This window comes from Hymenobacter sp. FMD4 (assembly GCF_058932745.1).
Window position 1 is genome coordinate 51,885 of the sequence record NZ_JBZYWH010000023.1, and the last position, 23,937, is coordinate 75,821.

Annotated in this window: 19 protein-coding genes; 12 read left to right on the plus strand and 7 right to left on the minus strand. The window is 58.6% G+C overall.

Going from position 1 to position 23,937, the window contains the following annotated elements; genetic code table 11:
* The first annotated feature begins 23 nt into the window (after window positions 1–23).
* Complete coding sequence (locus AC5FXY_RS17895; RefSeq protein ID WP_493558078.1) at window positions 24–1,994, plus strand: KUP/HAK/KT family potassium transporter; 1,971 nt, start codon at window positions 24–26, stop codon at window positions 1,992–1,994.
* Between the two features lie 135 nt (window positions 1,995–2,129).
* The gene (locus tag AC5FXY_RS17900; protein WP_493558079.1) at window positions 2,130–3,698 is read left to right on the plus strand and encodes a S8/S53 family peptidase; all 1,569 of its coding nucleotides are present in this window, start codon (window positions 2,130–2,132) and stop codon (window positions 3,696–3,698) included.
* 261 nt (window positions 3,699–3,959) lie between these two features.
* Here AC5FXY_RS17900 and AC5FXY_RS17905 read toward each other — a convergent pair whose 3' ends face one another.
* Both AC5FXY_RS17905 and AC5FXY_RS17910 read right to left on the minus strand, forming a co-directional pair.
* Window positions 3,960–4,598 carry an NAD(P)H-dependent oxidoreductase gene (locus AC5FXY_RS17905; protein ID WP_493558080.1) on the minus strand — a complete coding sequence of 213 codons (639 nt, stop codon included), beginning with the start codon at window positions 4,596–4,598 and terminating at the stop codon, window positions 3,960–3,962.
* 67 nt (window positions 4,599–4,665) lie between these two features.
* The gene (locus AC5FXY_RS17910; protein WP_493558081.1) at window positions 4,666–6,471 is read right to left on the minus strand and encodes a M61 family metallopeptidase; all 1,806 of its coding nucleotides are present in this window, start codon (window positions 6,469–6,471) and stop codon (window positions 4,666–4,668) included.
* Between the two features lie 176 nt (window positions 6,472–6,647).
* On the opposite strand from AC5FXY_RS17910, the gene AC5FXY_RS17915 reads away from it, so the two are divergent.
* The 4 genes from AC5FXY_RS17915 (at window position 6,648) to AC5FXY_RS17930 (ending at window position 9,473) form a co-directional block, all read left to right on the plus strand.
* Window positions 6,648–7,202 (plus strand): C40 family peptidase, encoded by a 555-nt coding sequence (locus AC5FXY_RS17915; protein WP_493558082.1) that lies wholly within the window; start codon window positions 6,648–6,650, stop codon window positions 7,200–7,202.
* Between the two features lie 604 nt (window positions 7,203–7,806).
* Entirely contained in the window at window positions 7,807–8,244 is a 438-nt protein-coding gene (locus AC5FXY_RS17920; RefSeq protein ID WP_493558083.1) for a DUF2147 domain-containing protein, read from the plus strand.
* 139 nt (window positions 8,245–8,383) lie between these two features.
* Window positions 8,384–8,833, plus strand: a complete 450-nt coding sequence (locus tag AC5FXY_RS17925) for a DUF2147 domain-containing protein (protein WP_493558084.1) — start codon at window positions 8,384–8,386, stop codon at window positions 8,831–8,833.
* 76 nt (window positions 8,834–8,909) lie between these two features.
* Window positions 8,910–9,473: a hypothetical protein gene (locus AC5FXY_RS17930; protein WP_493558085.1), complete on the plus strand. Its 564-nt coding sequence runs from the start codon at window positions 8,910–8,912 to the stop codon at window positions 9,471–9,473.
* A 71-nt stretch (window positions 9,474–9,544) separates the two neighbouring features.
* Here the strand turns inward: AC5FXY_RS17930 and AC5FXY_RS17935 are convergent, their stop codons facing one another.
* The gene (locus tag AC5FXY_RS17935; RefSeq protein ID WP_493558086.1) at window positions 9,545–11,611 is read right to left on the minus strand and encodes a M1 family metallopeptidase; all 2,067 of its coding nucleotides are present in this window, start codon (window positions 11,609–11,611) and stop codon (window positions 9,545–9,547) included.
* 198 nt (window positions 11,612–11,809) lie between these two features.
* On the opposite strand from AC5FXY_RS17935, the gene AC5FXY_RS17940 reads away from it, so the two are divergent.
* Window positions 11,810–14,068: a T9SS type B sorting domain-containing protein gene (locus tag AC5FXY_RS17940; protein WP_493558087.1), complete on the plus strand. Its 2,259-nt coding sequence runs from the start codon at window positions 11,810–11,812 to the stop codon at window positions 14,066–14,068.
* An 85-nt stretch (window positions 14,069–14,153) separates the two neighbouring features.
* Here the strand turns inward: AC5FXY_RS17940 and AC5FXY_RS17945 are convergent, their stop codons facing one another.
* From AC5FXY_RS17945 to AC5FXY_RS17955, 3 genes are all read right to left on the minus strand, one after another.
* A complete protein-coding gene (locus AC5FXY_RS17945) occupies window positions 14,154–14,798 on the minus strand; it encodes a cytochrome c oxidase subunit 3 (protein WP_493558088.1) in 645 nt (214 codons plus the stop codon).
* A 147-nt stretch (window positions 14,799–14,945) separates the two neighbouring features.
* Window positions 14,946–15,284, minus strand: coding sequence for a hypothetical protein (locus tag AC5FXY_RS17950; protein ID WP_493558089.1), 339 nt, complete (start codon window positions 15,282–15,284; stop codon window positions 14,946–14,948).
* Window positions 15,277–15,528 (minus strand): hypothetical protein, encoded by a 252-nt coding sequence (locus tag AC5FXY_RS17955; RefSeq protein ID WP_493558090.1) that lies wholly within the window; start codon window positions 15,526–15,528, stop codon window positions 15,277–15,279. Before AC5FXY_RS17955 ends, AC5FXY_RS17950 begins: the two co-directional genes overlap by 8 nt.
* A 170-nt stretch (window positions 15,529–15,698) precedes the next feature.
* On the opposite strand from AC5FXY_RS17955, the gene AC5FXY_RS17960 reads away from it, so the two are divergent.
* The 4 genes from AC5FXY_RS17960 (at window position 15,699) to AC5FXY_RS17975 (ending at window position 19,710) form a co-directional block, all read left to right on the plus strand.
* A complete protein-coding gene (locus tag AC5FXY_RS17960) occupies window positions 15,699–16,517 on the plus strand; it encodes a TapB family protein (RefSeq protein WP_493558091.1) in 819 nt (272 codons plus the stop codon).
* Window positions 16,518–16,569: 52 nt separating this feature from the next.
* A complete protein-coding gene (locus tag AC5FXY_RS17965) occupies window positions 16,570–17,079 on the plus strand; it encodes a DUF4920 domain-containing protein (RefSeq protein ID WP_493558092.1) in 510 nt (169 codons plus the stop codon).
* Between the two features lie 135 nt (window positions 17,080–17,214).
* Window positions 17,215–19,248 carry an NAD-dependent DNA ligase LigA gene (gene ligA, locus AC5FXY_RS17970; RefSeq protein ID WP_493558093.1) on the plus strand — a complete coding sequence of 678 codons (2,034 nt, stop codon included), beginning with the start codon at window positions 17,215–17,217 and terminating at the stop codon, window positions 19,246–19,248.
* Between the two features lie 81 nt (window positions 19,249–19,329).
* Window positions 19,330–19,710 (plus strand): rhodanese-like domain-containing protein, encoded by a 381-nt coding sequence (locus tag AC5FXY_RS17975; RefSeq protein ID WP_493558094.1) that lies wholly within the window; start codon window positions 19,330–19,332, stop codon window positions 19,708–19,710.
* 99 nt (window positions 19,711–19,809) lie between these two features.
* Here AC5FXY_RS17975 and AC5FXY_RS17980 read toward each other — a convergent pair whose 3' ends face one another.
* Entirely contained in the window at window positions 19,810–21,099 is a 1,290-nt protein-coding gene (locus tag AC5FXY_RS17980) for a glycoside hydrolase family 2 TIM barrel-domain containing protein (protein ID WP_493558095.1), read from the minus strand.
* Between the two features lie 322 nt (window positions 21,100–21,421).
* Here AC5FXY_RS17980 and AC5FXY_RS17985 point away from each other — a divergent pair, with 322 nt between their 5' ends.
* Window positions 21,422–23,923 (plus strand): glycosyltransferase family 2 protein, encoded by a 2,502-nt coding sequence (locus AC5FXY_RS17985; RefSeq protein WP_493558096.1) that lies wholly within the window; start codon window positions 21,422–21,424, stop codon window positions 23,921–23,923.
* Window positions 23,924–23,937 lie beyond the last annotated feature (14 nt).

The window sequence follows — 23,937 nt, forward strand, 5'->3', positions numbered from 1 at the left end:
TAATTAGCCGTCGTCGCGACGTCATGAGTGACACCACATCTTTAGCCGAGGCGAAAAATTCGACCTCCCATCACGCCCACACCGCAGTATCCACGGCGGGCTTGCTCATTGCCTTAGGCATCATTTACGGTGACATCGGCACGTCGCCGCTCTACGTAATGAAAGCCGTGGTACCGGGCCGCATCGATGCCGACCTGATCTACGGCGGCATTTCGTGCGTGCTTTGGACGCTCACGCTCCAGACCACCATCAAGTACGTGCTGCTGACGCTGAACGCTGATAACAACGGCGAGGGCGGCATCTTCTCGCTTTATGCTCTTGTACGGCGCCGCGGTGCCTGGCTTTCGGGCGTTGCCATCGTAGGAGGCGCGGCCCTGCTCGCCGACGGCGTGATTACGCCACCGATTTCGGTATCGTCGGCCATCGAGGGCCTAGAAGCGCGCTACCCCGAGATTCAGACGGTGCCCATTGTTATTGCCATTCTGGTCGGACTGTTCCTGCTCCAAAGCTTTGGCACTCAAATCGTAGGCAAGGCTTTCGGTCCGATCATGTTCCTGTGGTTTTCCATGCTGGCCACGCTGGGCATTTCGGGCATCATGCAGCACCCCGAAATTCTGAAAGCCATCAACCCTTACTACGCCTACAACCTGCTGGTAAACACGCCGGGCGGTTTCTGGCTGCTAGGCGCGGTATTTCTGTGTACCACCGGGGCCGAGGCTTTGTATTCCGACCTGGGCCACTGCGGCAAGAACAACATTCGCATCAGCTGGATATTTGTCAAAACCTGCCTGCTGCTCAACTACTTCGGCCAAGGCGCCTGGATGATTTCGCACGAAGGCGAAATGCTCGATGGCCGTAACCCGTTCTATGAGCTAATGCCCGAGTGGTTTCTGCTCATCGGCGTAGGCGTGGCCACCATGGCGGCCATCATTGCCTCGCAGGCGCTGATTACGGGTTCCTTTACGCTAGTATCGGAAGCTATCCGGCTGAACATGTGGCCCAAGGTGAAGCTGAACTACCCCACGGACGTCAAGGGGCAGCTGTACGTACCGAGCATGAACCGCCTGCTGCTGCTGGGCTGCATCGGCATTGTGCTGTACTTCCAACGCTCCGAAAACATGGAAGCCGCCTACGGCCTGGCCATCACCATCACCATGATGATGACCACCCTGCTGCTCTCCATGTGGCTGCGTGCCCGCCGCGTGGCCATGCCGCTGGTGGTCCTGTTTCTGGTCGTTTACGGGGCTATCGAGGGTTCCTTCCTGGTGGCCAACCTCATTAAATTTCCGCACGGCGGCTGGGTGTCGGTGGCCATCAGCCTGTGCCTGATTGCGGTGATGTACGTCTGGCTGCGGGCCTATTACATCAAGCGCCGCCTGACGGAATTTGTGCGCGTAGATCCATATATGGATGCCTTGAAGGAGCTCAGCGCCGATGAATCGGTACCGAAGTACTCTACGCACCTGGTGTTCATGACCTCAGCCGAACGGCAAACGGAAATCGAGTCGAAGATCATCTACTCAATCTTCCAGAAGCGCCCCAAACGAGCTGACATCTACTGGTTTGTACACGTAGACACCACCGATCAGCCTTATACCATGGAGTATAAGGTGACTGAGCTGGCCAATGACGACGCCTACCGCATCACGTTCCGTCTGGGTTTCCGGGTAGAGCAGCGCATCAACCTATACTTCCGCAAAGTGGTGGAAGACCTCGTGCGCAACAAGGAGGTAGACATCACCTCGCGCTACGAGTCGCTGAGCAAGCAGCACGTAACCGGCGACTTCCGTTTCGTGGTGTTGGAGAAGTTTCTGTCGGTAGAAAATGAGTTTCCGCTCGTCGAAAACTTGGTGATGCAGTCGTACTTCTACATCAAGCAGTTCATCGCTTCTGAAGACAAGTATTTTGGGCTGGATACTTCCTCGGTCAAGATCGAGAAAGTACCCTTGGTGATTACGCCCACGCGCAAAGTCGACTTAAAGCGCGTGTACTAACGCCGACTTGTTGAGCTATCAAAAGGCCGTTTCCAATTCTGGAGGCGGCCTTTCTCATTTTAGGACAAACTACCACTTGTATTTATCCAATTATTTTATTGACTTAAGCTCTTCCACAACCTAACCACCGTTCGTATGCGAAATTTTACAACGTACCCGGCAGCCTTTGCGCTGCTGTGGCTAGGCGCGTGTCAGAGCGCCGAAAAAGAGCAGGTGCAGCCCGAGCCGGAAGTCGTAGGCGAGGCACTAAGCACAAGCCAGCTCGATGATCTTATCCTGACAAAAGCCCGCCAGACCGGCACCTATGACTGGCGCCAAGCCACCGACCACGTGGTGTGGAGCGCCTTGAAACGCTCCGACCAAGTGCTGAGCGTAGGGTACGCTCCGGTGGGCCGTTGCGGCTCCGATGTGCCCCTGCCCGCACGAGCGGCCGATGACCCGGCCTACCAGCAGGCCCGCCAGCAGGTGCTTAATCTGATCCTGGCCGCCGAGCGCGCCGCCGACCCGACTATCACTCTGGAGCGGCTGCTGGTGTTTGAGGAAGAAACCCTGCCCGTGCTCAACGTACGCGTGCAACAGTTGCGCACGGTGCAACAGCTGCGACGCGCGGCCACGGTGCGCTACGCCGAGCCCATGGGCTACGAACCCTATCATCCCACAGTGGCCAATGCCCAACGAACCTTGAGCAGCAGCGGCTGCGGCTCCAACACGGCCACCCCCAACCTCATTGCCGGTTCCGACTACACCGTACTTAGCAACGGCAGCAAGTCCTCCTGGAACCACGCCGATGCCTACCACGGCATCCGGGCAGCGTGGTCACAGAGCACGGGCGCCGGTATCAAGATGGTAATCATTGATTCGGGGTCCTCCAATGCGCAGGAGAATCTGGGCACGGCCTTCAATCAGGGACTGAGTTCGGGCCGCACCATCGAGCGGCTCGTGACGCTGCCTCGCAACACTTTCTTTGGCATCCCGACAGGTTCCATTGAGACGCCGGATGACGGCTGCGGGCACGGCACCAGCATGGCCGGTGCTGCCGCCGCCCCACGCGGCACCGACGGGGCGGCGGTGGGCGTGGCTTATAATGCCAACCTCATAACTGTGCGGGCCGCGGCGGACGTGTTCCTGGATGAAAGCCGCGAGGTAAAAGGCGTGTCCGACGCTTTCACGCTGGCTGCCAACCGCGCCGATGTGCGCATCATCAGCATGAGCATGGGCCGCGTTACCAGCTCTTCGCAAATGGCCGATGCCATTCGGTATGCTTACTCGCGCGGCAAGCTCATTTACTGCGCTGCCGGCACTTCCTTTGACTGGTCGGCGGGCATAGTGGGCGTCATCTTCCCCGCCAGCATGAGTGAGGTGGTGGCCGTAACCGGCGTGAAAGACAACCTTACCCAGCGCTGCGACGAGTGCCACGTGGGCTCGGGCGTGGAGTTTGTGGTGGTGATGCAAAAGGCCAGCAACAACCTGCGCCCCCTTTCCCTAGCCATGAGCGGCGACGCGCCCAGCACGGTAGGCGGCTCGTCGGTAGCTACGGCCACCATGGCCGGTATGACGGCCGTGGTCTGGAGCAAGTATCCGAACGAAAGCCGGGACCAAATCAAACAGCGGCTGGTATCGGCCAGTTCCAACGCTACGCGCAGCAACACTTTCGGCTGGGGCCGCGTGAACGTGGCCCGCGCCTTGGGCGTGCAGGCGCTCTAGCTTTCGGGGCTTTAAGCCAAACGGCCCGCTCCTACGGTGTAGGTGCGGGCCGTTTTTGTTGCCGCTGAGCTTAGAGCGTTCGACCGATTGATCGAGCAACGAAACAAAAGCCAAGTGGAGGGCAGTCAGGGCATATCGTGTGCTGATGTGCAAGAGTAATCTTAACCGTGGACTCCTACGCAGCTTTGCCTTTCGACGAGCTTGACATGATAGACTTTGATATCAAAGGGCAAACGTTGTTTCGTATGCTTGTCAAAAGCCTTAAAAAAGGCGCTTGCGCTGGTTCAGGTTCAGCAGCAAACTAACAAACTCCTCCTCTGCCGCCGCCCGCTCTTCCGCGCTCAGGCGTTTGGCCCCGCCGATCATGAACGGCTCGTAGACCTCCATCCCGCAGAATGCTAGTGTGCCACGCAGCACGTGACTTAGCGTCGACTCCAGCGTGGGCAAGGTGGTTCCATCCCACAGCGAATTGGGGGTGCCCGAGGTCAGCGAAACCAGAGCTTGCTTGCCGGCCAGTTCCTTGGTGCCACCATAGGCAAAGCCCAGGGCCAGCACACGGTCAAACCAGCCCTTGAGGATTGCGGGTACGGAATGCCACCACAAAGGAAATTGCAGGATTAGCAAATCGCACCGCCGCAGCTTGGCTATTTCAGCCTGAATTTCGGGGGTAAACTGACCATCGGCAGTGGCGGCCCGCTGAGCGGCTTGCAGGTCAAAGAAATCGGCATCGATGGCCGGTTCAAAATCTGTGCGGCCCGCTACAGCTCCGAAGCCTTGCTGATACAAGTCAGACACTTCTACGAAGTGGCCAGCGGCTGTCAAGGCACTGGCAGCCAAGCGGGTTAGATGACCATTGTAAGAGGCCGGCTCGGGGTGAGCCAGCACAATAAGAACATTCATTGGAGTACAAAACAACCGCCGACGGCTTCGGCAGCACGTCGGCGGATGAGGGAATCATAACCGGGATTTATTGAGCCAGCTGCAGCCACTTGCGGCGCACGGCCAGTTGCTCGGAGGTGGCGTTGTCGGCCATCTCGATGCGGTAGCGCTGAGCGGTGCTGGCCAGCAGCGGGAACGACAGCTCCCGCAGCTGCCCATCGCGCGAGACGAGCAGGCGCACTGCGCTGCCCACGGGACGGGCGCTGGTGTAGCGGTTCACGTCGTCGGTGACGCGCATGCCGTCGAGGGCCAGAATTTCATCGCCCACGTTCAGGCCACCTTGCCACGCGCTGCCGTCGCGCAGCACACCTGTCACCATGGCCCGGCCGCTACTAGTCGATACCGTGGCACCAAGGTTGGCATCGGGCTGGCCAGCGGTGTTTACGAGGCGCAAGCCCGCGTAACCTAGTGCCCCCTCGTAATCAAGACGGGTAGTGCCGTACACGCTGCGCTTGAAAAAGTCATCGAAGCGCCGACCGGCTACTTTGGCCACGGCATCCTGAAATTCGGCATCGGTAAAGCCCCGGCCCAGTTTTTTGTAGTACTGGTCGTAGAGGTAGCGCATCACGTCGTCGAGGCTTTTCTGCCCGCCGGTAGCGTTGGCAATCGACAAGTCCAGCACCGCACATATCAGCTCGCCTTTGTCGTAGTAACTGATGGCGGCGTTAGGCGAGTTTTCGTTAGGCCGGTACTGCTTGATCCAGGCATCAAAGCTGGCATCAGCGGCCGACTGCACGCGGTTGCCGGGCGTATTCTCAACGCGTGTGATGCCGGCGGCCAGCTGATCGAGGTACTGCTGCGGCTTCTGGAAACCAGCGCGTTGTACTATCTGATTCGAAACGTACTCTGTGCCGCCTTCGCTTAACCAGAGCATGCTGGTGTAGTTTTCTCGGTCGTAATCAAACGGCCCGAGCGCGATGGGCCGGATGCGCTTCACGTTCCAAAGGTGAAAATACTCGTGCGCCGCCAGGCCCAGCAGGCCGAAGTAACCGGCATCGGTGTTGTAGGCATTGCGCGATACCTGCAGCGTAGTGGAGTATAAGTGCTCCAATCCGCCGCCACCACGCTCCAGATTATGCACGATGAACAGGTAGCGGTCCAGAGGATTCTGCCCGACCACGCGCTGCGAGGTTTCGCAAATGCGCTTGAAGTCGGCCACCACGCGCTGCTCGTCGTAGTTGCCGGGGCCGTACATAGCTATGCGGTGCGGCGTGCCCAGCACATCAAATTGCAGCACTTTGTGGTTGCCAATTTCGATAGGCGAATCAGCCAGCTCGTCGTAATTCTCCGCCTTAAATGTGAAGGACGGGCCGTTGCCGGCAGGCTTGAGGCTAGTCGATACTTCCTTCCAACCTTCGGCCGGGCGCACCTCCACGGTGGAGCCCAGCTTGGTTTGCCCATCGGGATACATAAATACGCTGGTGCCGTTCAGGTAGCCGTGCGAGGCATCAAGAAAGCTGGTGCGCACACTTAGCTCGTTGGCATACACCCGGTAGCGAACGGTAAAGTCCTTTTGTCCGGCATGCGTTACGCGCCAGGTATTCTTATTGATTTTCTGAACGCCGAGGTTTTGCCCGCCGGCCTTAGCCTCGAAGCCTTCTACATTTTTGGCAAACTCGCGCACCAAGTAAGAACCCGGCGCCCACACCGGCATTTTCACGTCAGTGCTACGGCCCGAAAAGCCGCTGAGCTGCATTTCTACTTCAAAATAGTGGGTTTGGGGGGCCGGCATGGCCAGCACGTAGCGCAGCGTAGGGGCCGCCAAAGCCGCCGAACTTCCGAGCAGTACAAACGCCGCCGTAGCGCCCAGATGGCGCAAAGAGACTGATAACATGAAGGAGGTGAAGGTGAGTGAATCGCGAAATGAGCTACTGACGAGCAGCACCCGGTCGTAGCTGCAAGGTACGGCTGAAAACGCGCTGCTCCCAGCCCCGCGAAACGCCCAACCAGCCTACTGCGTTAGCTGCACAGCCCCGCGGTTCTCCACACCCTACCGCGGTTGGCACGATTATGCGTTACGTCTGGCTGATGTTTGGCCTATTGATGACTTTCCTGCTGGGCCTGCTGGCCTGGCAGCAGCTGCGCCCCGATGCGCCCGTACCTGCCTCCGGTGACTTACCGCCTGTTCGGGCGGTGGTATACCGCGCCGCCACTGGCAGCACCGTTACCCGCCCCGATAGCGTCGTGCGCTTCGCGCTACGCCAGCTTGGTAAGCCCTACTGTTATGCGGGCACCACCCCGGATGGAGGCTTTGACTGCTCAGGCTTTCTAACCTATGTCTACCAGGAATTCGGAGTAGCCTTGCCGCATTCGTCGGCCATGCAGTACCAGACGGGTACGCCCGTAGCCCGCGAGCAGGCCCGCAAAGGCGACCTGATCATCTTTACCGGCACCGCCCCGAGCAGCACTACGCCCGGCCACGCCGGCATTGTAATTTCAGAGCCCGGCCAGCCGCTGCGCTTCGTGCACTCTTCTTCCTCGCGCCGGGACCCGGGCGTAAAAATCAGCCAGGTAGACGGGACTGATTACGAGCGCCGCTTCTTGGGTGTGCGGCGCGTGCTCTAAGATACCGCAGGGCGATGTAGAGCTTCGCCCCGTTTGTATAGGTCCAGAAACAGCGAAGCCCGGTTGCCTTCACAGGTAACCGGGCTTCTAATCCTGTGGCCATCTTACCAAGCGACCAACCCGGGGACACCGGAGTGGTCATCTTAGGCGAAGACCTGCCGTAATGTGGAAGTGCATACGCATTCCCACGACACTTGAGTGTTACGCGCGTCCGGCGGTGAGGCGGACAACATTACTCAGGCTTGGCAGGATGGATTTGGGACTACTTGACATTGTACACCTCCTTTCTCGTTCGTAAAACATCTCCCCAGGGGCGCTACCGACAACACGGGTCCGCTAGCTGGGGCTGTAGCACTCGCTACGGTCACTAAAGTTATATGTGATACGAATGGTTCAAAACAAAAACTGCTTTTTTTTGCCTGCTGGCGTAGTTTTTCAGGCATAATATTGAATGTCAGCCCATTTATTTTTGCCTCAGAAAGTATTTATTGCCTCAGCGCGGGTATTGGTATGCTACTTGCCATTGTGTGGTCGGGCATTATGACAACGTCAAGTTGAGTTTGCATATATTCCCCTGTAACCCTCCCTACACCCAGTTCGCGTTATGAAGAAATTGCTCCTTTGCCTGGTCCTGCTGCTAGGCGTCGCAGGTTTTGCCTCGGCCCAGAATGCCTCTCCACTTGGGGTTTGGACAAATAGCGAAAAGAAAGCCACGTTTGAAATTTATCAGTGCGGCAATAAGCTGTGCGGTAAGATTGTGTCATTGACGGTGCCCAACGACCCGGCCACCGGCAAACCCAAAACCGACACCCAAAATCCTGACCCCAAGCTGCGCAGCCGCCCCCGTATGGGTATGGTGTTCATGTCAGGCTTTGAAAAAGACGGCCCGGACAAGTGGGACGATGGCAAGATCTACGACCCGGAAACTGGCAAAACCTACTCCTGCTACATGAAAATGATCAACGCCAATACCATGGAGGTTAAAGGCTACATCGGCATTTCCATGATTGGCCGTTCCCAAACCTGGACGCGCGTACGCTAAGCTCCGCGTGAACCTACTATCGACAGCGCCCGTTCCGGCTAGTGGAACGGGCGCTGTTTCTTTTGTTGCCCGCTGCATTTGCTACCTTGTGCGGCAGTCATACCCTCTACCAGTGAGATTTTTTCGTTTTCTACTCCTGATGCTAGCCCTTTTGGTGGCGACGTACAACCGCGCCCTGGCGCAGGAAAACGCGCCGCCGCTAGGGGTATGGGCTGATGAGCGGGGAGAAACTCAGATCGAATTATACCGGTGCGGCGAGCAGCTCTGCGGGCGCATTGTGTCCTTGCTGCATCCGACCGATGCCGACGGACATCCACTCCTCGACGTCCACAATCCCGACCCCAAGCGTCGCAGCCATCCTCACATCGGCCTAGTGGTGCTTCAACACCTTACTTACAACGTGGAAACCAACCGCTGGGAAGGGGGCGAGATATACGATCCTAACAATGGGCGTACTTACTCTTGCTACGTGCGCCAGCTAAGCCCTGAGCGCTTGGAAGTGAAGGGCTATATCGGGTTTGCCATTATCGGCCGGGCCCAGATATGGACGCGCGGACGCGAGCGGAGTGGCAGCTCAGCCAAAGAATAGCGAAACTATTTGACGGAGCGGGTGTTTTTGGCTCGTTCTGTGCTATCAATTTCGCTTGTTAAATTTCCTTAAACACTTGCTTAAGGGCCAAGGGGCCGATGCCAATTGGCAACCACTGCAACGCACGCCCGTTGAGTTGCGGGCTTACGCCCGATGGGTCGAAGAGCAAGTGTATTTGAACTGGCTGGGGCCCTATTTTAAGGCATACCACTACTGCAAAGCCGGCATGCACACCGGGCACGGCGGGATGCGGGTGCAACTGCTGCAAAGCTGCGGTCAGCAAGGAGCCTTACTACTGTACGACCCCAGCATCGGCCCAGACAACTTCCGTCACTTGTTTGATTTGATTCGGGACCGAATTATTCCGTTAGGTTATCATTTGACGACCTCCGATTTGCGGACACGCCAACACCCGCGCTATACGGAAACCATCGCCAAGCACTTTCTTAAGCCCGACCCTACGGACTGTCCCCAAACGGGGCGCTGCGTGCAGCGTTTTGGTACCGTCGCCGTTGATTTGGTTAGCCTGAACGGTCAGCCAGGCTTTATCCGATTGGCTTGCAACCCTATACAAGACCCCATGTTCTGCGCGGCTTATTCGTTTGACAAGCTAATGGAGTCGGTATTCAACGTGCTCTAGAAACTGGGAAAGCCCCAACGCAACGGCCCGGACAGTCTCCTGTCCGGGCCGTTGCGTTGGGGTGCGTCGCACTATTCTTTTACAAAACGGCTCCAGCCCGTGTACGAGCCGTCGGGCTGCTGGAGACGCAGCTGGTACAGCCCGGTGTTGAGCTTGCGCACATCTATCTGCGGCGCGGTGCCCGCCAGCGGCTGACGCAGCACCAAGCGGCCAGTAGCGTCCGACACCTCTGCTACAGTGCCGCGGTTGGCGGCCTGCGGCACGTACAGCACATCCTGGCACGGATTGGGGAACACCGGCAGGCGTTCAGCTGCTCGGGCAGCGCGGTTGTTAAGCACCAACGTGATATCCTGTACTACGGTGCTTTGGTGGTCCAGCACCCACTGATCGGGGTCGATAGTGACGCCTGTTACGCTAGCCCCGACTGGAATGGGTAGCACGTATTCATTCGTAGCCTGCGATTGACGTAGCCGCACGGTGGTGCTGGTACCAGAAGCAAATTGAATACGGTAATCCATTTCCGTATCGAAGAACGGCGTGACGGTGGGCATGCTCACCGTTTCGGCCACGCGCAGGAGCACATTACTGCCCACTTGGTTCCAGCGTACGGCAAAAGTTGGGTAACCTTCGCCGCGGTACCACTGATCAAAAAAGTACTGCAGGGAGCGGCCCGCCTCCTGCTCAAACACGCGCTGCAGATCGATGGTACGGGCGGTGCGGCCGGAGTAGGTGTTCTGGAAAGTGCGCAATGCGCGGAAAAACTTCGTGTCGTCGTTCAGCAAGTAGCGCAGCATGTGCACCACCGTAGCGCCTTTCTTGTAGCTGAGGCGCGAGCTAAAAATGCGACCTACATTGGTAGTGTCGGGCACGCGCACCGAGCCACCGGGCTGGAAGAGGCTGTACGACTGCGTGGCGGAGCTGTAGTTATAGCGGGCAATGGTGTGCGTCTGGTCCATCCACTGGCGGGCAGCGGCTGGGGTAGCTAGCTGGGCCAGCGCCAGGTACTCGCCGTACGAGGCGAAGCCCTCGTTCAGCCAAATATCTTCCCATGAGGCACAAGTGACGTTGTTGCCAAACCACTGGTGGAAGAGCTCGTGCGCCGTTAAGGTGAAGTTGAAGCCGTCCTGCGTGGTCATGGTCTGGTGCTCCATTCCGCCGCCGATGGGGGCCATGCTGTGGCCGTACTTCTCATTAGCGAAAGGATACAGGCCTGCCTGCGTCGAGAAGAGCTCAAGGAACCCAGGCGTACGGTCAATTTCGCCGCGGACGTTGTTCAGCGTCGTCTGGTTGTAGACGTAGTTGACAATGGGAATGCGCGGCCCGCCCACGGGGTTGGCGTAATTCACGTACTCGATGTACGGCGCTACGGCTACTGAAATCAGGTAGTACGCAATGGGGTTGCGCGAGTGCCACTCGTAGCGGCTGCGGTTATTGGCCAGGGGCGTTACTCGCCGCAGAAGGCCGTTGGAGCCTACTTTATTCGGGTTGGTGGTAGTTACCCAGACTGCCGAAGAGTCGGCCTTATCGGTGAGCACCTGCTTGCAAGGAAACCACTCATGGGCGCTGAACGGCTCCGAAAGGCTCCACGTCACGTTGATTCCGGCTGCCGTAGCAGTGTTCAGGGCATTCCCGATGGCGGCTGAGTTGCTGTTGGGCGCCGTGCCGCGGTAATAAATACGCGCATTGAAAACTCCGCCGGGAGCCACTGCCTGTGGTAGCGCGGCGGTTACATCGTGGCTAGCGCGGCGCCAGCCAGAGCTGCGCCTTCCGTCCACTACTACTGAATCGATAAAATAACCCCAGGTATTGGCGGCGTTGCGATTGAACAACTCGAAGGCCATGGAATCGAGCGGCTGGCCAGATTGGTTTCGGGCCCGGATAAGCACATTGCCGCTCACGTTGCGCGAATTATGTTCCAGCGCAATGTCCAGTTTGTAATGCTGGACATCGTAGCGCTCCATCTTGGCGCGGTGCTCTACTGTAGCCGACGGCTGGCGCAACGCGGCCGAAGCGTGCGCTTCGGAGCACTGGCGGCCGCCCATTTCCAGGTCGGCGCTCGAGAGGCGCGGCGCGGGCACTTGCGAAAAGGCGCTACCAGCAACCAACAGGGCTGGCAGTAAGCAGTAAAAACGACGCATAACGAGGGAGGAAATGGCTTAAAACAAGGGTTGCCACCACCGGTGGCTCGTTTGCAATTTACGGGCTTTGCCAATCAGAAGTGTTAGCAGCGAATATTGGTGCAAACAGATTGATTCTGTTGTAATTTGTAACCTATTGCACGCCCCTTCCAAGGGCACGAGGTACCGCTCACCTCCCGACACACCTACCCCTAGCTTATGCGCCCGTACCGCTACTTTCTTCTTTTAGCCCTTTTGTTGTGGCTGATTCCCTCGGCACGCGCCACGCACATCGTGGGCGGCGAGCTGGACATGCAGCATCAGTCAGGTAACACCTACCGGCTGACACTGACGCTGTATTTCGACGCCATCAATGGCAACGCCGGAGCGCTCGACAACGAAGCCACGGCCAGCATTTTCGAGCGCGTCAGCAACCGACGCCTCCGCGACGTCACTTTGCCGCTGTCGCAGAACACCTTCGTGCCCTACACCAGCATGGCATGCGCCATCGGTTCCCTGAGCACGCGGCGTCTGGTATATTCTGCTTCGGTGGAGCTTGCACCAGACGTGTTTAACAGCGTGAACGGCTACTACGTGGCCGCAGAGCGGTGCTGCCGTAATGGCGTCATCAGCAATATTCTCACCCCCGGCGACGCGGGCCAGACCTACTACCTGGAGTTTCCGGCCGTGGTGCGCAATGGGCAAGCCTTTCGCAATTCTTCCCCCCGCATCTTCCCGCCCCTGAGCGACTACGCCTGCATCAACGAGCTGTTCTACTTCGATTTTGGCGGACAAGATTCCGATGGCGACTCGCTGGTGTACGAAATGGTAACGCCGCTCAACGGCCATGCTACCACCGTAGACCCGCGCCCTTTGCGCCCTTTTCCGGCGCCTTATACCGAGGTGCGCTGGGGGACGGGGCTGAGCGTAAACAACCAGATGCCCGGCAACCCCACGCTGGCCATCAACCGCAGCTCGGGCCGGCTTACCGTCCGCCCCACCCGGCAGGGCCTGTTTGTGTTTGGGGTGCGTTGCTCGGAATTCCGGAACGGCGTAAAAATCGGAGAAGTTCGGCGCGACTTTCAATTATTGGTTATCAGTTGCCCGCGCAACCAAACGCCCCAGATGACGGTGCGCCCGCCCGGCAACGGCAATGCCCCGTACGTACCCGGCCGCGACACGCTTACCATGCTGCCGGGCCAGAACCGCTGCCTGCGTTTCAGCTTTACCGACCCAGACGCGCCCTCGCAGCTGCGCCTGGAGCTACGGGCCGTGAATTTTCCGCAGTCTATGCTGCCGACCCCGACGGTGACCCAAGGCATGGTCCGCATGCCCGGCCAGCCCGATACCATCACCTCCACGCTGTGCTTCCCGGAGTGCTTTAACACGCGCGGTCGGGTATTTCTGCTCGATGTAATCGTGGCGGACAACGGTTGCAGCCTGCCGCGCCGCGACACCGTGCGGGTGGCTTTCCGGGCGCAGTCGCCGCCAAACCAAGTGCCCACTGTGGCCATGGTTTCCACGCCCACACAATTTCCGCTTTCGGCGCGCGTAGGTGACTTGGTGCAGTTTGACATCGAAGGTCTGGATGCCGATGCCGACCAGGTAACGCTGGAAATGAACGGCCGAGGCTTTACGCCAGCCTCCGTGGGGGCACAACTCTCCACGCTAAGCTCGGCACCGGGCCGCACTGTTTCCCGCTTCAGCTGGCGCGTCGATTGCCGGGCTGTGGCCCGGGGGCTGCATGAGTTTGAAATAGTCGCGGCGGCCAACCCCTGCCAGGAGCGTCAGACCAGCACCACGCTGCTTATTCCCGTGCAGGTAAGCTATTCCAACACGCCCCCGGTGCTTGCCTCCACTTTCCCGCCAGCTTCTACTTCGCCCACTGCACCACCCATCGTCATCCGTATGCCACTGGGCCGGGTGTACGAAGCCAACCTGAACGGTACCGATGCCGATCTGAACGGCTTGACGCTGACAGCCGTGGGCAACAACTTCGACATGGCCGCCGCCGGCATGACGCTCAGCACCACTGGGGGCAACGGGTCTATAGCGGGCCGCTTCCGCTGGGAAGCCAACTGCGACGCGGCCGGCCAGGACCAGATGGATGTAACGTTTACGCTCCAGGAAAACACCTGCCAGCCGGTTCCGCAGCAACGCGTGGTTCGTTTTGAGGTGATACGGCCACCGGTTCCCGAGTTTCTGCCCCCCAACGTATTTACTCCCAACGGAGACGGTAAAAATGACTTCTTCGCCCTGGACAGCTTACTGCCCAAAGACTTCTGCAGCCAGCGCTTCGCCTCCATCAAGGTATTTAGCCGCTGGGGCAATCTGGTGTACCGCTCCACCGAACGCTCGTTCCGCTGGAATGGCTTGGGCGTACCGGAGGGGGTGTATTATTACCTCATCGAATTCACGGATGAACGTCGCTTCAAAGGCACTGTGACAGTGCTACCCAAATCCAACGGCAAAATGTAGGTAGTTTAGTTTCTCAGCAAAAAGCCCCGGCTGCTCATGCGGCCGGGGCTTTTTGTATCTGATGCGGTACCGTAAGACAGCCAGTTCAGAATAAAAACAAGAACATCATGAACAGTGCCACCCAAAGCGCCCCGATGAAATGCCAGTAGATACTGAGCAAGCGAAGCTGCATGCGCCGGTACGGGTTACGAATAAATACCAGGGTACGCACCGCGTCGCGGGCGGCGTAGGAAGTTCGCACCAGCAGCACCAGCACGAACAGCATGCCGCCCAGCATGTGCACCACGTGCAGGGCTGAGATTAAGTATACGTAAGTCCCGGAGGGCTCCCCAGTGAAAAAGATACCCTGCTGATTCAGCTCACGCCAGCCCAGCACCTGCAAGCCGGCGAAGATGCAGCCCAACAGCAGCGTGGCCCCCAGGCCTCGGGCCAAGCCCCCGACGTCATCGTCGCGGTACAGACGCGGGGTCTGCGCCAGCACGTAGCTGCTGATCAGCAGCACCACGGTACTCAACGAAAACCAGCGCGGAAACGGGTGCACGCTGCCTACCGAGCCGTTGTTGGCGCGCGTTTGAATATACAGGGCTACCAGTATCGCAAACAGCACCGTCACCCCCACGAGGCTTAGGTACAGCAGCATTACCAACGGTGGCACCCTCTCGATGCGAGCGAAGGGCGGGGCTGGCCGCCCCGCTCCTACTTTGCCTTTACGTTCTCTATCCGAATTCATGACCTATGGCGGTGGCACGACACCACCCTCCTAAGACCACTGTAAACCCAAATGGTTTGCGCGCTGTTCCGGGAGATGCCTTAAAACAAGGTACGGAAAAAGATAGGGGACGGCCAGGCCCCGGCCGCCTTTTTCACCACAGTTCAGTTAGTTACGGAAAAATGCCCCGATCTTACCTAGTACCGCATTCAGCGTAATTTTGGGCCCGCGGCCCGCCCCAAAAGTCACCCAAGTCTTACCAGCCACCCGCAGATCGAGCACGAGGCCCAGGCGCAGCAACAAGTCATTGAGTTGCTGCATGGGGTCGGGGGCACCGGGTACTTTCGGTTTTTTGGGGCCGCTGCTTTTGCCCGCGCCCGTGAGTTCGTCCAGCACCTGGGAGCTGGGCAAGTTCAGGATGATGTAGGTGCCCGAAGCCGCCAGCTGAATGTCGTGTCCGTTCCAGCTGATAACCAGGCGGGCCTCCAGATCCAGCGCCCTAGCCACCGAAGCCGGGAGTAGTTGAGCTAGCGGGCGGCAGGGCGCCGCTGGGTAGGTTTTCGCCCTTGGTGCGAATGCGCAACGAACCGTTCAAACGCCAGGTAGTCGACGAAGCCGGGTTCTGCGGGTTGGGCATCTGCAGCTCCATCTGCTCAAAAGTACAGGCTAGCTCCACGCCACCCGAAAGCTTGGAAAGCAGCGAGGCGGCCATGTCGGCCCAGTTGGCGGAGGATTGGGTAGGATCAGCCATAAGGTGCGGCAATTAAAAACTGAAAAACCATTGAAACGGCCGCAATAAAGCCACTGGGCCGCATACCTCCATACGCAGGTCCAACTCGACCGGTGCATTATCCCCAACCAGGGTTTTGCGTATGCAAGCACAACAGTTCGACTGTCATTCTGATTCTGAGCTTCTTGACCATGAATACCATCTGTTTGCGCGCCGCCCTGCTGCCAGCCATCGGCTTAAGTCTGCTGGCGTGTTCCACCCGCCCTGAGTCGACCACTCCTCCACCTGTGGCCCCCGTCACCGAGCAGCCTTCTACTTCAGCATCAGCCGATGTGCCCTTGAGCTGCAGCAACCCCTTCGGATTGGCTAGCAATGCAGAGCTGACGTACCAGCTTACCGATGAAAAAAACAAGCCGCAGGGTACCCAAATCCTGAAGGTGGTGAGTATTACGGAGCGGCCGGCGGAAAAGAAGAAGCCCGCATACACCGAAACCCTCCTCAAGAGCAGCCTGTACGACGCCAACAACCGCCTGCAGCGCAACGAGGAATACGTGTACCTCTGCCGCAACGACACGGTGCTCACCGATGGCCGCCTGCTGCTTGATCCGGCCATGCTCCGCTCCTTCCGCGACCGAAAGTTTGCTTTTGAGCCGGTACATCTGGCCTGGCCAAACCAACCCAGCCCCGGTTCCTTGCCCGGCGGCAGCCTAACGGTGCAGGTAAGCAGCCCCAGTCTGGACTTGGCCAAAGTCATTACTACCGTCAACGAACGAAAGGTAAGCGGGCCCGCCAGCCTGACCGTACCGGCCGGCACTTACCAGTGCTACAAGGTGGAATCCACTTATCAGTACGTCACCCAGGCCCGGGCTGACCTGGTACGCCGCACTACCAAACGCGTCATCGACTACTACGCCCCCGGCGTGGGAATTGTGCGTACAGAGATGCGTGATGTCGACGGCGAGCTGGACCACGTGGCCGAGCTTACGCGCCGCACCGCTGGTGACCGTTGAGCAGTTGCTAATTCGTATGTTTGCGAAGGTTCCTTTCGCTCAGATACTGAACATGAAACGCTCACTAATTGCGCTGGCGGCTTCGCTGGCCGTGCTGGCCGCCTGCCAGCAGCAAACCGCTTCTGAAACAACCGCCGCTACGCCCGCTGAAACGGCTCCGGCGGCACCGGCTGGCCAAACCTACGGCGAAGCCATCAGCGAGGAAGGGGCCCAGCCCATGTCGGCATTGCCTACCGTACTGGGTAGTCAGGACTCGGCTCAGGTGAAGCTGGTAGGGCAGATTACCGACGTGTGCCAAGCCAAGGGCTGCTGGATGAAAGTGCAAACGGCCGATGGCAAAGAGATGCGCGTACGTTTTAAGGACTACGCGTTCTTCGTGCCCAAAGACGCAAAAGGCAAAACGGTGGTAATGGACGGCTGGGTGCACCGCGAACAGGTGCCGGTAGCCGACCTGCAGCACTATGCTAAAGACGCCGGCAAGTCGGACAAGGAAGTGGCTGCCATTACCAAACCCGAGCAGCAAGTGAACTTTGAGGCCAACGGCGTTTTGATCAAAAACTGATTCCGGATTTAATTCAGCTCCGCCGATTTCTCGGATTTTGCGAACGATTGTCAGTGGTGCCACGGCTTTGAGCGGTGGCACCACTATTTTTACCCCGGCACGGTATCCGCTGCCCCCTTCCTTCGCCTTGCTTTTATGACTGATTTGTTTGCCGTGCAGGATAAGATCCGTGCCCTCACCGAACGCCTGCACTACCTCAATTACCAGTACTACCAGAACGACGTATCCGAGGTATCGGATCAGGAGTTCGACCACATGCTGCAGGAGTTGCAGGAGTTGGAAAAGCAGTACCCCGAGTACGCGCTGCCCAACTCGCCCACCCAGCGCGTGGGCGGCACCATCACCAAGCAATTTCCTACGGCCGAGCATCGCTACCCCATGCTCTCGTTGGCCAATACCTATTCAGAAGCCGACCTGCGGGAGTTCGACGAGCGGGTGCAACGTGGCCTGGAAGGCGCCGAGTACCAGTACGTCTGCGAACTGAAGTTCGACGGCGTGGCCATGAGCCTGCGCTACGAGCACGGCCAGCTCACGCAAGGCGTAACCCGCGGCGACGGCACCCGCGGCGACGTGGTGACCAGCAATGTGCGCACCATCAAGACACTGCCGCTGCACTTGCGCCCCACCGAAAACCAGCCGCAGGACTTCGAGGTGCGCGGTGAGGTATTTATGCCACTGTCGGTGTTCAACGACCTGAACGCTGAGCGGGAGCAAAACGGTGAACCGCTACTGGCTAATCCTCGCAATGCGGCATCGGGCACGCTCAAGCTCCAAGACTCGGCCGTGGTAGCAGCCCGCCGCTTGCGCTTTTATGCTTACAGCTACCTCAGCTCCCGCCGCGACTTCCCCACCCACAGCGCTGCCTTGGAGGCCCTGAAGCGCTGGGGCCTGCCCGTGTCGGACACCTGGCGGCTTTGCGGCACCATTGATGAGGTGCTGGCCTACATCCATGAGTGGGACAAAAAGCGCTTCGAACTGCCGGTAGCCACCGACGGCATCGTGATAAAAATCGACGACCTGCGGCAGCAGGAGCTGCTGGGCTTCACGGCTAAGAGCCCGCGCTGGGCCATTGCGTACAAGTACCCAGCCGAGGCCGGGCGCACCCGCCTCAATGAAATCATCTACCAGGTGGGCCGTACCGGTGCTGTCACGCCCGTAGCCTTGCTCAACCCAGTTCCACTGGCGGGCACCATCGTGAAGCGCGCTTCGGTGCACAACGCCAACCAGATTGCGGCCCTCGACCTGCGCCTTGGCGACATGGTATTCGTGGAGAAAGGCGGCGAAATCATTCCCAAAATCACAGGTGTCGATCTGCTGGCCCGCCCTGCCGATGCGCAGCCCATCATCTACCCCACTACTTGCCCGGCCTGCGGCACACCGCTGGTTCGTCCTGAGGGAGAGGCACATTACCGCTGCCCCAATGAGCGGGGCTGCGCGCCGCAGCTCAAAAGCAAGCTGGAACACTACGTCTCGCGCAAGGCCCTGAACATCGATGGTCTCGGTGCCGAAACCGTGGGCCGCTTCTTCGACCTGGAACTAGTGCGCACCGCCGCCGACCTCTATGACCTGCCCCAGCGCCGCGACGAGCTGGTACAGCTCGACCGCCTCGGCGAAAAGTCGGTGCAGCGAATGTTTGCCGGCCTGGAGCAAAGCAAGGAAGTGCCTTTTGACCGCGTACTGTTCGGCCTCGGCATCCGCTACGTAGGCGAGACGGTAGCCGAAAAGCTGGCCGCGCACTACCGTAGCATTGAGCCGATCCTGAATGCTTCGGTAGAAGAGCTGGCCGCAGTGCCCGAAGTCGGCGGGGTTATTGCCGAAAGCGTGGCTGCCTGGGCCCAAGACCCTGCTAACCGTGAGTTGGTGGCTCGGCTACAAGCCGCGGGCGTACAACTAGCGCTTACCGGCGAGGCTCCGCAGCCGCTGAGCGACCGGCTCAATGGGCTGACGTTTGTGCTGTCGGGCGTGTTTGAGCAGCACTCGCGCGAGGAATTGGAGCAGATCATTGCGCGTAACGGCGGCAAGATCAGCTCATCCATCAGCAAGAAGCTCAGCTACTTGGTAGCCGGCGACAAGATGGGTCCGGCCAAGCGCGAAAAGGCCACTGCCCTGAAGGTGCCCATCATCGGCGAGACGGACCTGCTGGCAATGGTTTCGGATGGTGGGCTGTAAGAAAATTTAATACTGTCGAGGCACATTTTTTCGGGAAAGGCCTTGTTACCTTGACAAGGCCTCCCCCTTTCCATCTGTGCTATGAAAAAGCTTTTACTACTGCTCTTCTCGCTGGCCTTTTCGGCTGGTTTATCGTCGGTTCAGGCTCAGACCGTCCGAAATACCACGGCTACCGAAACCCGCGAGCTGCTGGCCAAGGCCAACACGATTTTGCTGGATGTGCGCACGCCTACCGAGTTTGCCGGTGGCCACTTGCGCGGGGCCCGGAACCTGAATTTTCTTTCCACTGATTTTCAGGAGCAATTCACGAAGCTCGACCCCAACGCCACGTACGTGCTCTATTGCGCCAGCGGCAACCGGTCTGGCAAGGCAGCAGCGCTTATGATGCAGAACGGCTTTCGCAATGTGGTGAATGCCGGCGGCTACGCTACCTTGAAAGAAGGCGGTCTGCCTACCGATTGAGTATTGATTCAGCGGTAAGCCTTTCTTCCTAAAGTGTTCTTTTCGAAACGTCAAACGGCCGGTGGTCGCTTAAACCACCGACCGTTTGACGTTTCTTACTTATAGAGCGTCCTTACTGACATAAAAAGGCACGTTGGCTGTGGCGGCTCCTCCCTCTCCATCAGCTAACGTTACGAACAGGCGGTAGCGGCCGGGCTTGGCTGGGGCCACCAGCACTGCTTGCATTCCTTGGGCCTCGGCCACGGCCCCGATTACTGGTTCCGATGGCGTGCAGCGGGGCTTATGCTCACCTTCTTCCTGTCGGGTCTTATCCGGCAGCACTTCCCAACGGGCTTGCAGGGGCTTGCCTTCCGGATCGGAGCCCGTGACCAGGGCGGTGCAGCGGGTCCCGGGCTGCAGCTGCAGGCTGCCTTCGGCGGTTTTGCCGGCCACTTTCAGTGCCCCCATCACCGGGGCCAGATTGGCCGGTTGCTGCCCCAACCATAGTTCCTGCAACACGTCCACCATGGCCATTTTCTCACCTTGGGGCGTGAACAGGCTGTACCAGGAAGGCGTCAGCTCAAACTTATAGCCCCAATAGAAGGCATAGGCTCCCAGGCAGTGCGTACTGTCGCGCACAATGGAGCCTTTGTACAAGCCCCGGGCGAATTCGGCTTTCTGGGTGCTGGTTTGCTCGATGGGTGCCTCCCAGCTGGTGCGGTCGACTTCCCACCATCCTTTACCACCAAATTCAGTGACGATGTAAGGCTTCTCCCAGCCCAGGCGGCGCAGGTCTTCGGGCAGACTGTTGAGGCTGCCGTAAGCGTTAACCGACAGCGCATCCAGCTCGGGGCACCACGCCTTCACGTTTTGAATCATATTTAGCTGGCCGCTCAGGGTGGTGGTGACGGGATGGTACGGGTCCAGTTCATGAATCATGCGGGCCAAATCGTTTACCACCTCGTACACGCGCGGGTTTTTGGCTTCCAGGTTCAGTTCGTTGCCTACATTCCACATCAGCAGGGCCGGATGGTGGCGGTAGCGTAGCACCTGCTGCCGCACCAGTTCACGCTGTTGCTTCACGGCTTCGCGGTCGTAATAATCAAAGCCCTCCACCTCACTCTGAATCCAGATGCCCAACATGACGGTGAGTTGGTGCCGAGCCGCTTCATCCAGCAAGTTGTCGGCGTAATCAGTGCTCCACAGGCGAATAGAGTTGCCTCCGGCCTGCCGTACCTCGGCCAGGCGCTCAATACCGCCAGCGCCTTTGATGTAATACGGCTTTCCCCCGCGCAGTAAACGGGCCCGGCCATTTTTTTGCTCGATGCGCACGGGCACAACTCCCGCAGGGAGCTGGGCTCCGACTTCCTGCCCGGTCACCGCTTCATCCGACTGATTGCCAGTGGCCATGCCACAACCAGCGACAATACCAAGCAGGCCACCGGAAATAAGCCGTAGCCCTAATCTCACTTTGATGTTAAAAAAGAACTGCATCAAACCCATCCATAAACAACGAATGCAAATGTAGCTCGTACGTAGCCAAGCTTCACTTCTGTACAAGTTTAAGTTCACCTTGAATTCTGATTTGCTATAATTATATTCTTTATAAATTTTGTACTTGATTAGCATTTGTCTGCCGTTCGCCTACTTCTCATTTCAGCTCGTCATTCCACCTGTAGAATATTGCTATCCAGGCTTCATGTGACTGCCCCTCACCGCTTACTCCTACGCCATGAAGGAAACGCTGACGCCACCTGTCGTTCTCCTGCAAACCAATACCTCCCCAGTTCCTAAGTTACAGATTCGCAAAGCCAAAGGCACTAGCCAGATGCGCATCCTTGTTGCGCTCGGCGTTCTGCTGGTGCTGCAGTTTCTGTATTGGTTTGCCAACCCTGAGCACATCGGCTACGCGCCGCTGTTCTGGTTGCTGACCATTTCACTAGGCTTCAAACTCTTACGCATGTTGCACGAGTGGTACCACTACGTGAGCGTAAGCGAAACGCTGCCCCCACCCGTACCGGCCTTTACCCGTCGGACCGTGGATGTGCTGACGACGGCCTGCCCCGGCGAGCCACTGGACATGATAGTGCGGACGCTGGAAGCCATGCAGGCCATTACCTACCCGCACACCAGTTACCTCTGCGACGAAGGCAACGACCCTTACCTGCGCAGCGTGTGCGAGTCGCTGGGCGTAGTACACGTTACCCGCGAGGTAAAGGTGAATGCCAAGGCCGGCAACATCAACAATGCCCTGCGCCAGGCCACCGGCGAGTGCTGCGTGGTGCTCGACCCCGACCATGTGCCCACGCCGGACTTCCTCGACCATGTGATGCCTTATTTCGAAAACCCTGAAATAGGCTTCGTGCAGGTGGTGCAGGCGTACGGCAACCAAGATGAAAGCCTGATTGCGCGGGGAGCGGCCGAGCAGACGTACCACTTTTACGGGCCGCTGATGATGGGCATGAACAGCTACGGCACGGCCCAGGCCATCGGGGCCAACTGCACTTTCCGCCGGGCTGCCCTCGACTCCATTGGTGGCCATGCAGCCGGGCTCACGGAGGACATGCACACGGCCATGCGCCTACACGCCGCAGGCTGGCAATCGGTGTATGTACCGAAAGTACTCAGCCGCGGGCTGGTGCCCAGCACCTTGGCGGCCTATTACGCGCAACAGCTCAAATGGGCCCGCGGGGCCTTCGATTTGCTTTTTCACGTGTACCCGCGGCTGTTCAGCAAGTTTACCTGGCGGCAGAAGCTGCACTACTTTACCCTACCGCTTTACTTTCTGTCGGGCGTAGTGGCGCTGATTGATTTATTTGTGCCGCTGGCGGGCCTGTGGATGAGTAAGTTTCCCTGGAATGTTCACCTGTCGGCCTTTGCACTGCACATGGGCCCCGTGGTAGGCATATCGCTGCTCATTCGGGCCCGGGCCCAGCGGTGGCTGCGCGAGCCCCACGAAGTAGGCTTGCACCTGGCCGGTGGGCTGCTGCGCATTGGTACCTGGTGGGTTTACACGCTAGGGTTTGTATACACCCTAGTCAATGTGCGCGTGCCTTACATTCCCACGCCCAAAGAGGGCGAGCGGGCCAATGCCTGGGTGCTCAGCATTCCTAATATGGTATTGCTGCTGGCCTCGTTGGTACTGGCCTGGCACGGGCTACATCTGATGAGCGACGCCTACGGGTGGTTTCTGGCGGGCCTGGCCGTGCTCAACGCCGTTATCATGCTCGCAGTGGTACTGATGGGCCAGCAGGTCTTGTTGCATTCGGTACAGCAGCGCTTGGCGGCCTTTGAGTTAGCTGGAAAGTTCAGTCGGGCTTTTGCCCGCATTCATCAGTGGCTTCACGCCCGATTTCTTCCCAACCTGGGCCGGATGGCCGTACCCCTAGCACTGTTGCTTGTCCTTGGGCACTTGACGGGTCGTTTAAAGTTCGTAGTCAAAGACAAGTTACAACATAACTACCTAACCTTTAAGTGGATGTGGCATGCTGATTCAGCAGTGCGCACAGGTAATACAGTGTCGGGAGAAACCTGGCAAGCCCAGCAACTCCCTCCATTGCCTAAGAAGTCGGCCATAGGAAGGCTGGACACCCGCCCGCTCAATAACATCGTGAATGTCGCTTTTCCTGAAATGGCTTTCCCCAATGCTTCCCGTGCCCACGTGGAGCAGCTGTTGCGTAATGGCTCGGTGCCCTTGCTGAGTTGGTCGCTCACGCCGGAGTTGCTGCGCGACACCACCTGGCGCCAGCACGCCCGACAGCTGACCAACTTCAGCCAGCCCATCATGCTCCGTCCGGTTATCCATGCTTCCAATGCCCGGGAGCACCGCCGGGCTTGGCGTCAGTTCAGAGCCGAGGTGTACGCAGCTGGCCTGGAGCGCGCCGTGTGGCTCTGGGAATCGCCCCAGCCCGATTCATTAGCGGCTTATTTCCCCGGCATGATAAACGTAGACTGGCTTGTGACGTCCAGCCTGGTAGCTGAATTCGCCCCCGCAGGCAACCAAACCTACCAGCAGTTCCGTCAGCAGGTGCGCCAGAATCTGGAGTTCCACAAGATTCCCGTATTGCTTCTCACCGAGGCGCAAGGGCAGAACCAGAAGCGCCTTGCTAAGCAGGCAATTGCTAAGTACCCCGAAATCAAAGCCGTAGTCTTTACCTCTCCCGTCTCCCCACGGTACGTGCCGGTGCTGGCCCAAGAAGAGCGGCAACCCGAAACAGCCATCAGTACGCAATAGCACCACGCTTTCGA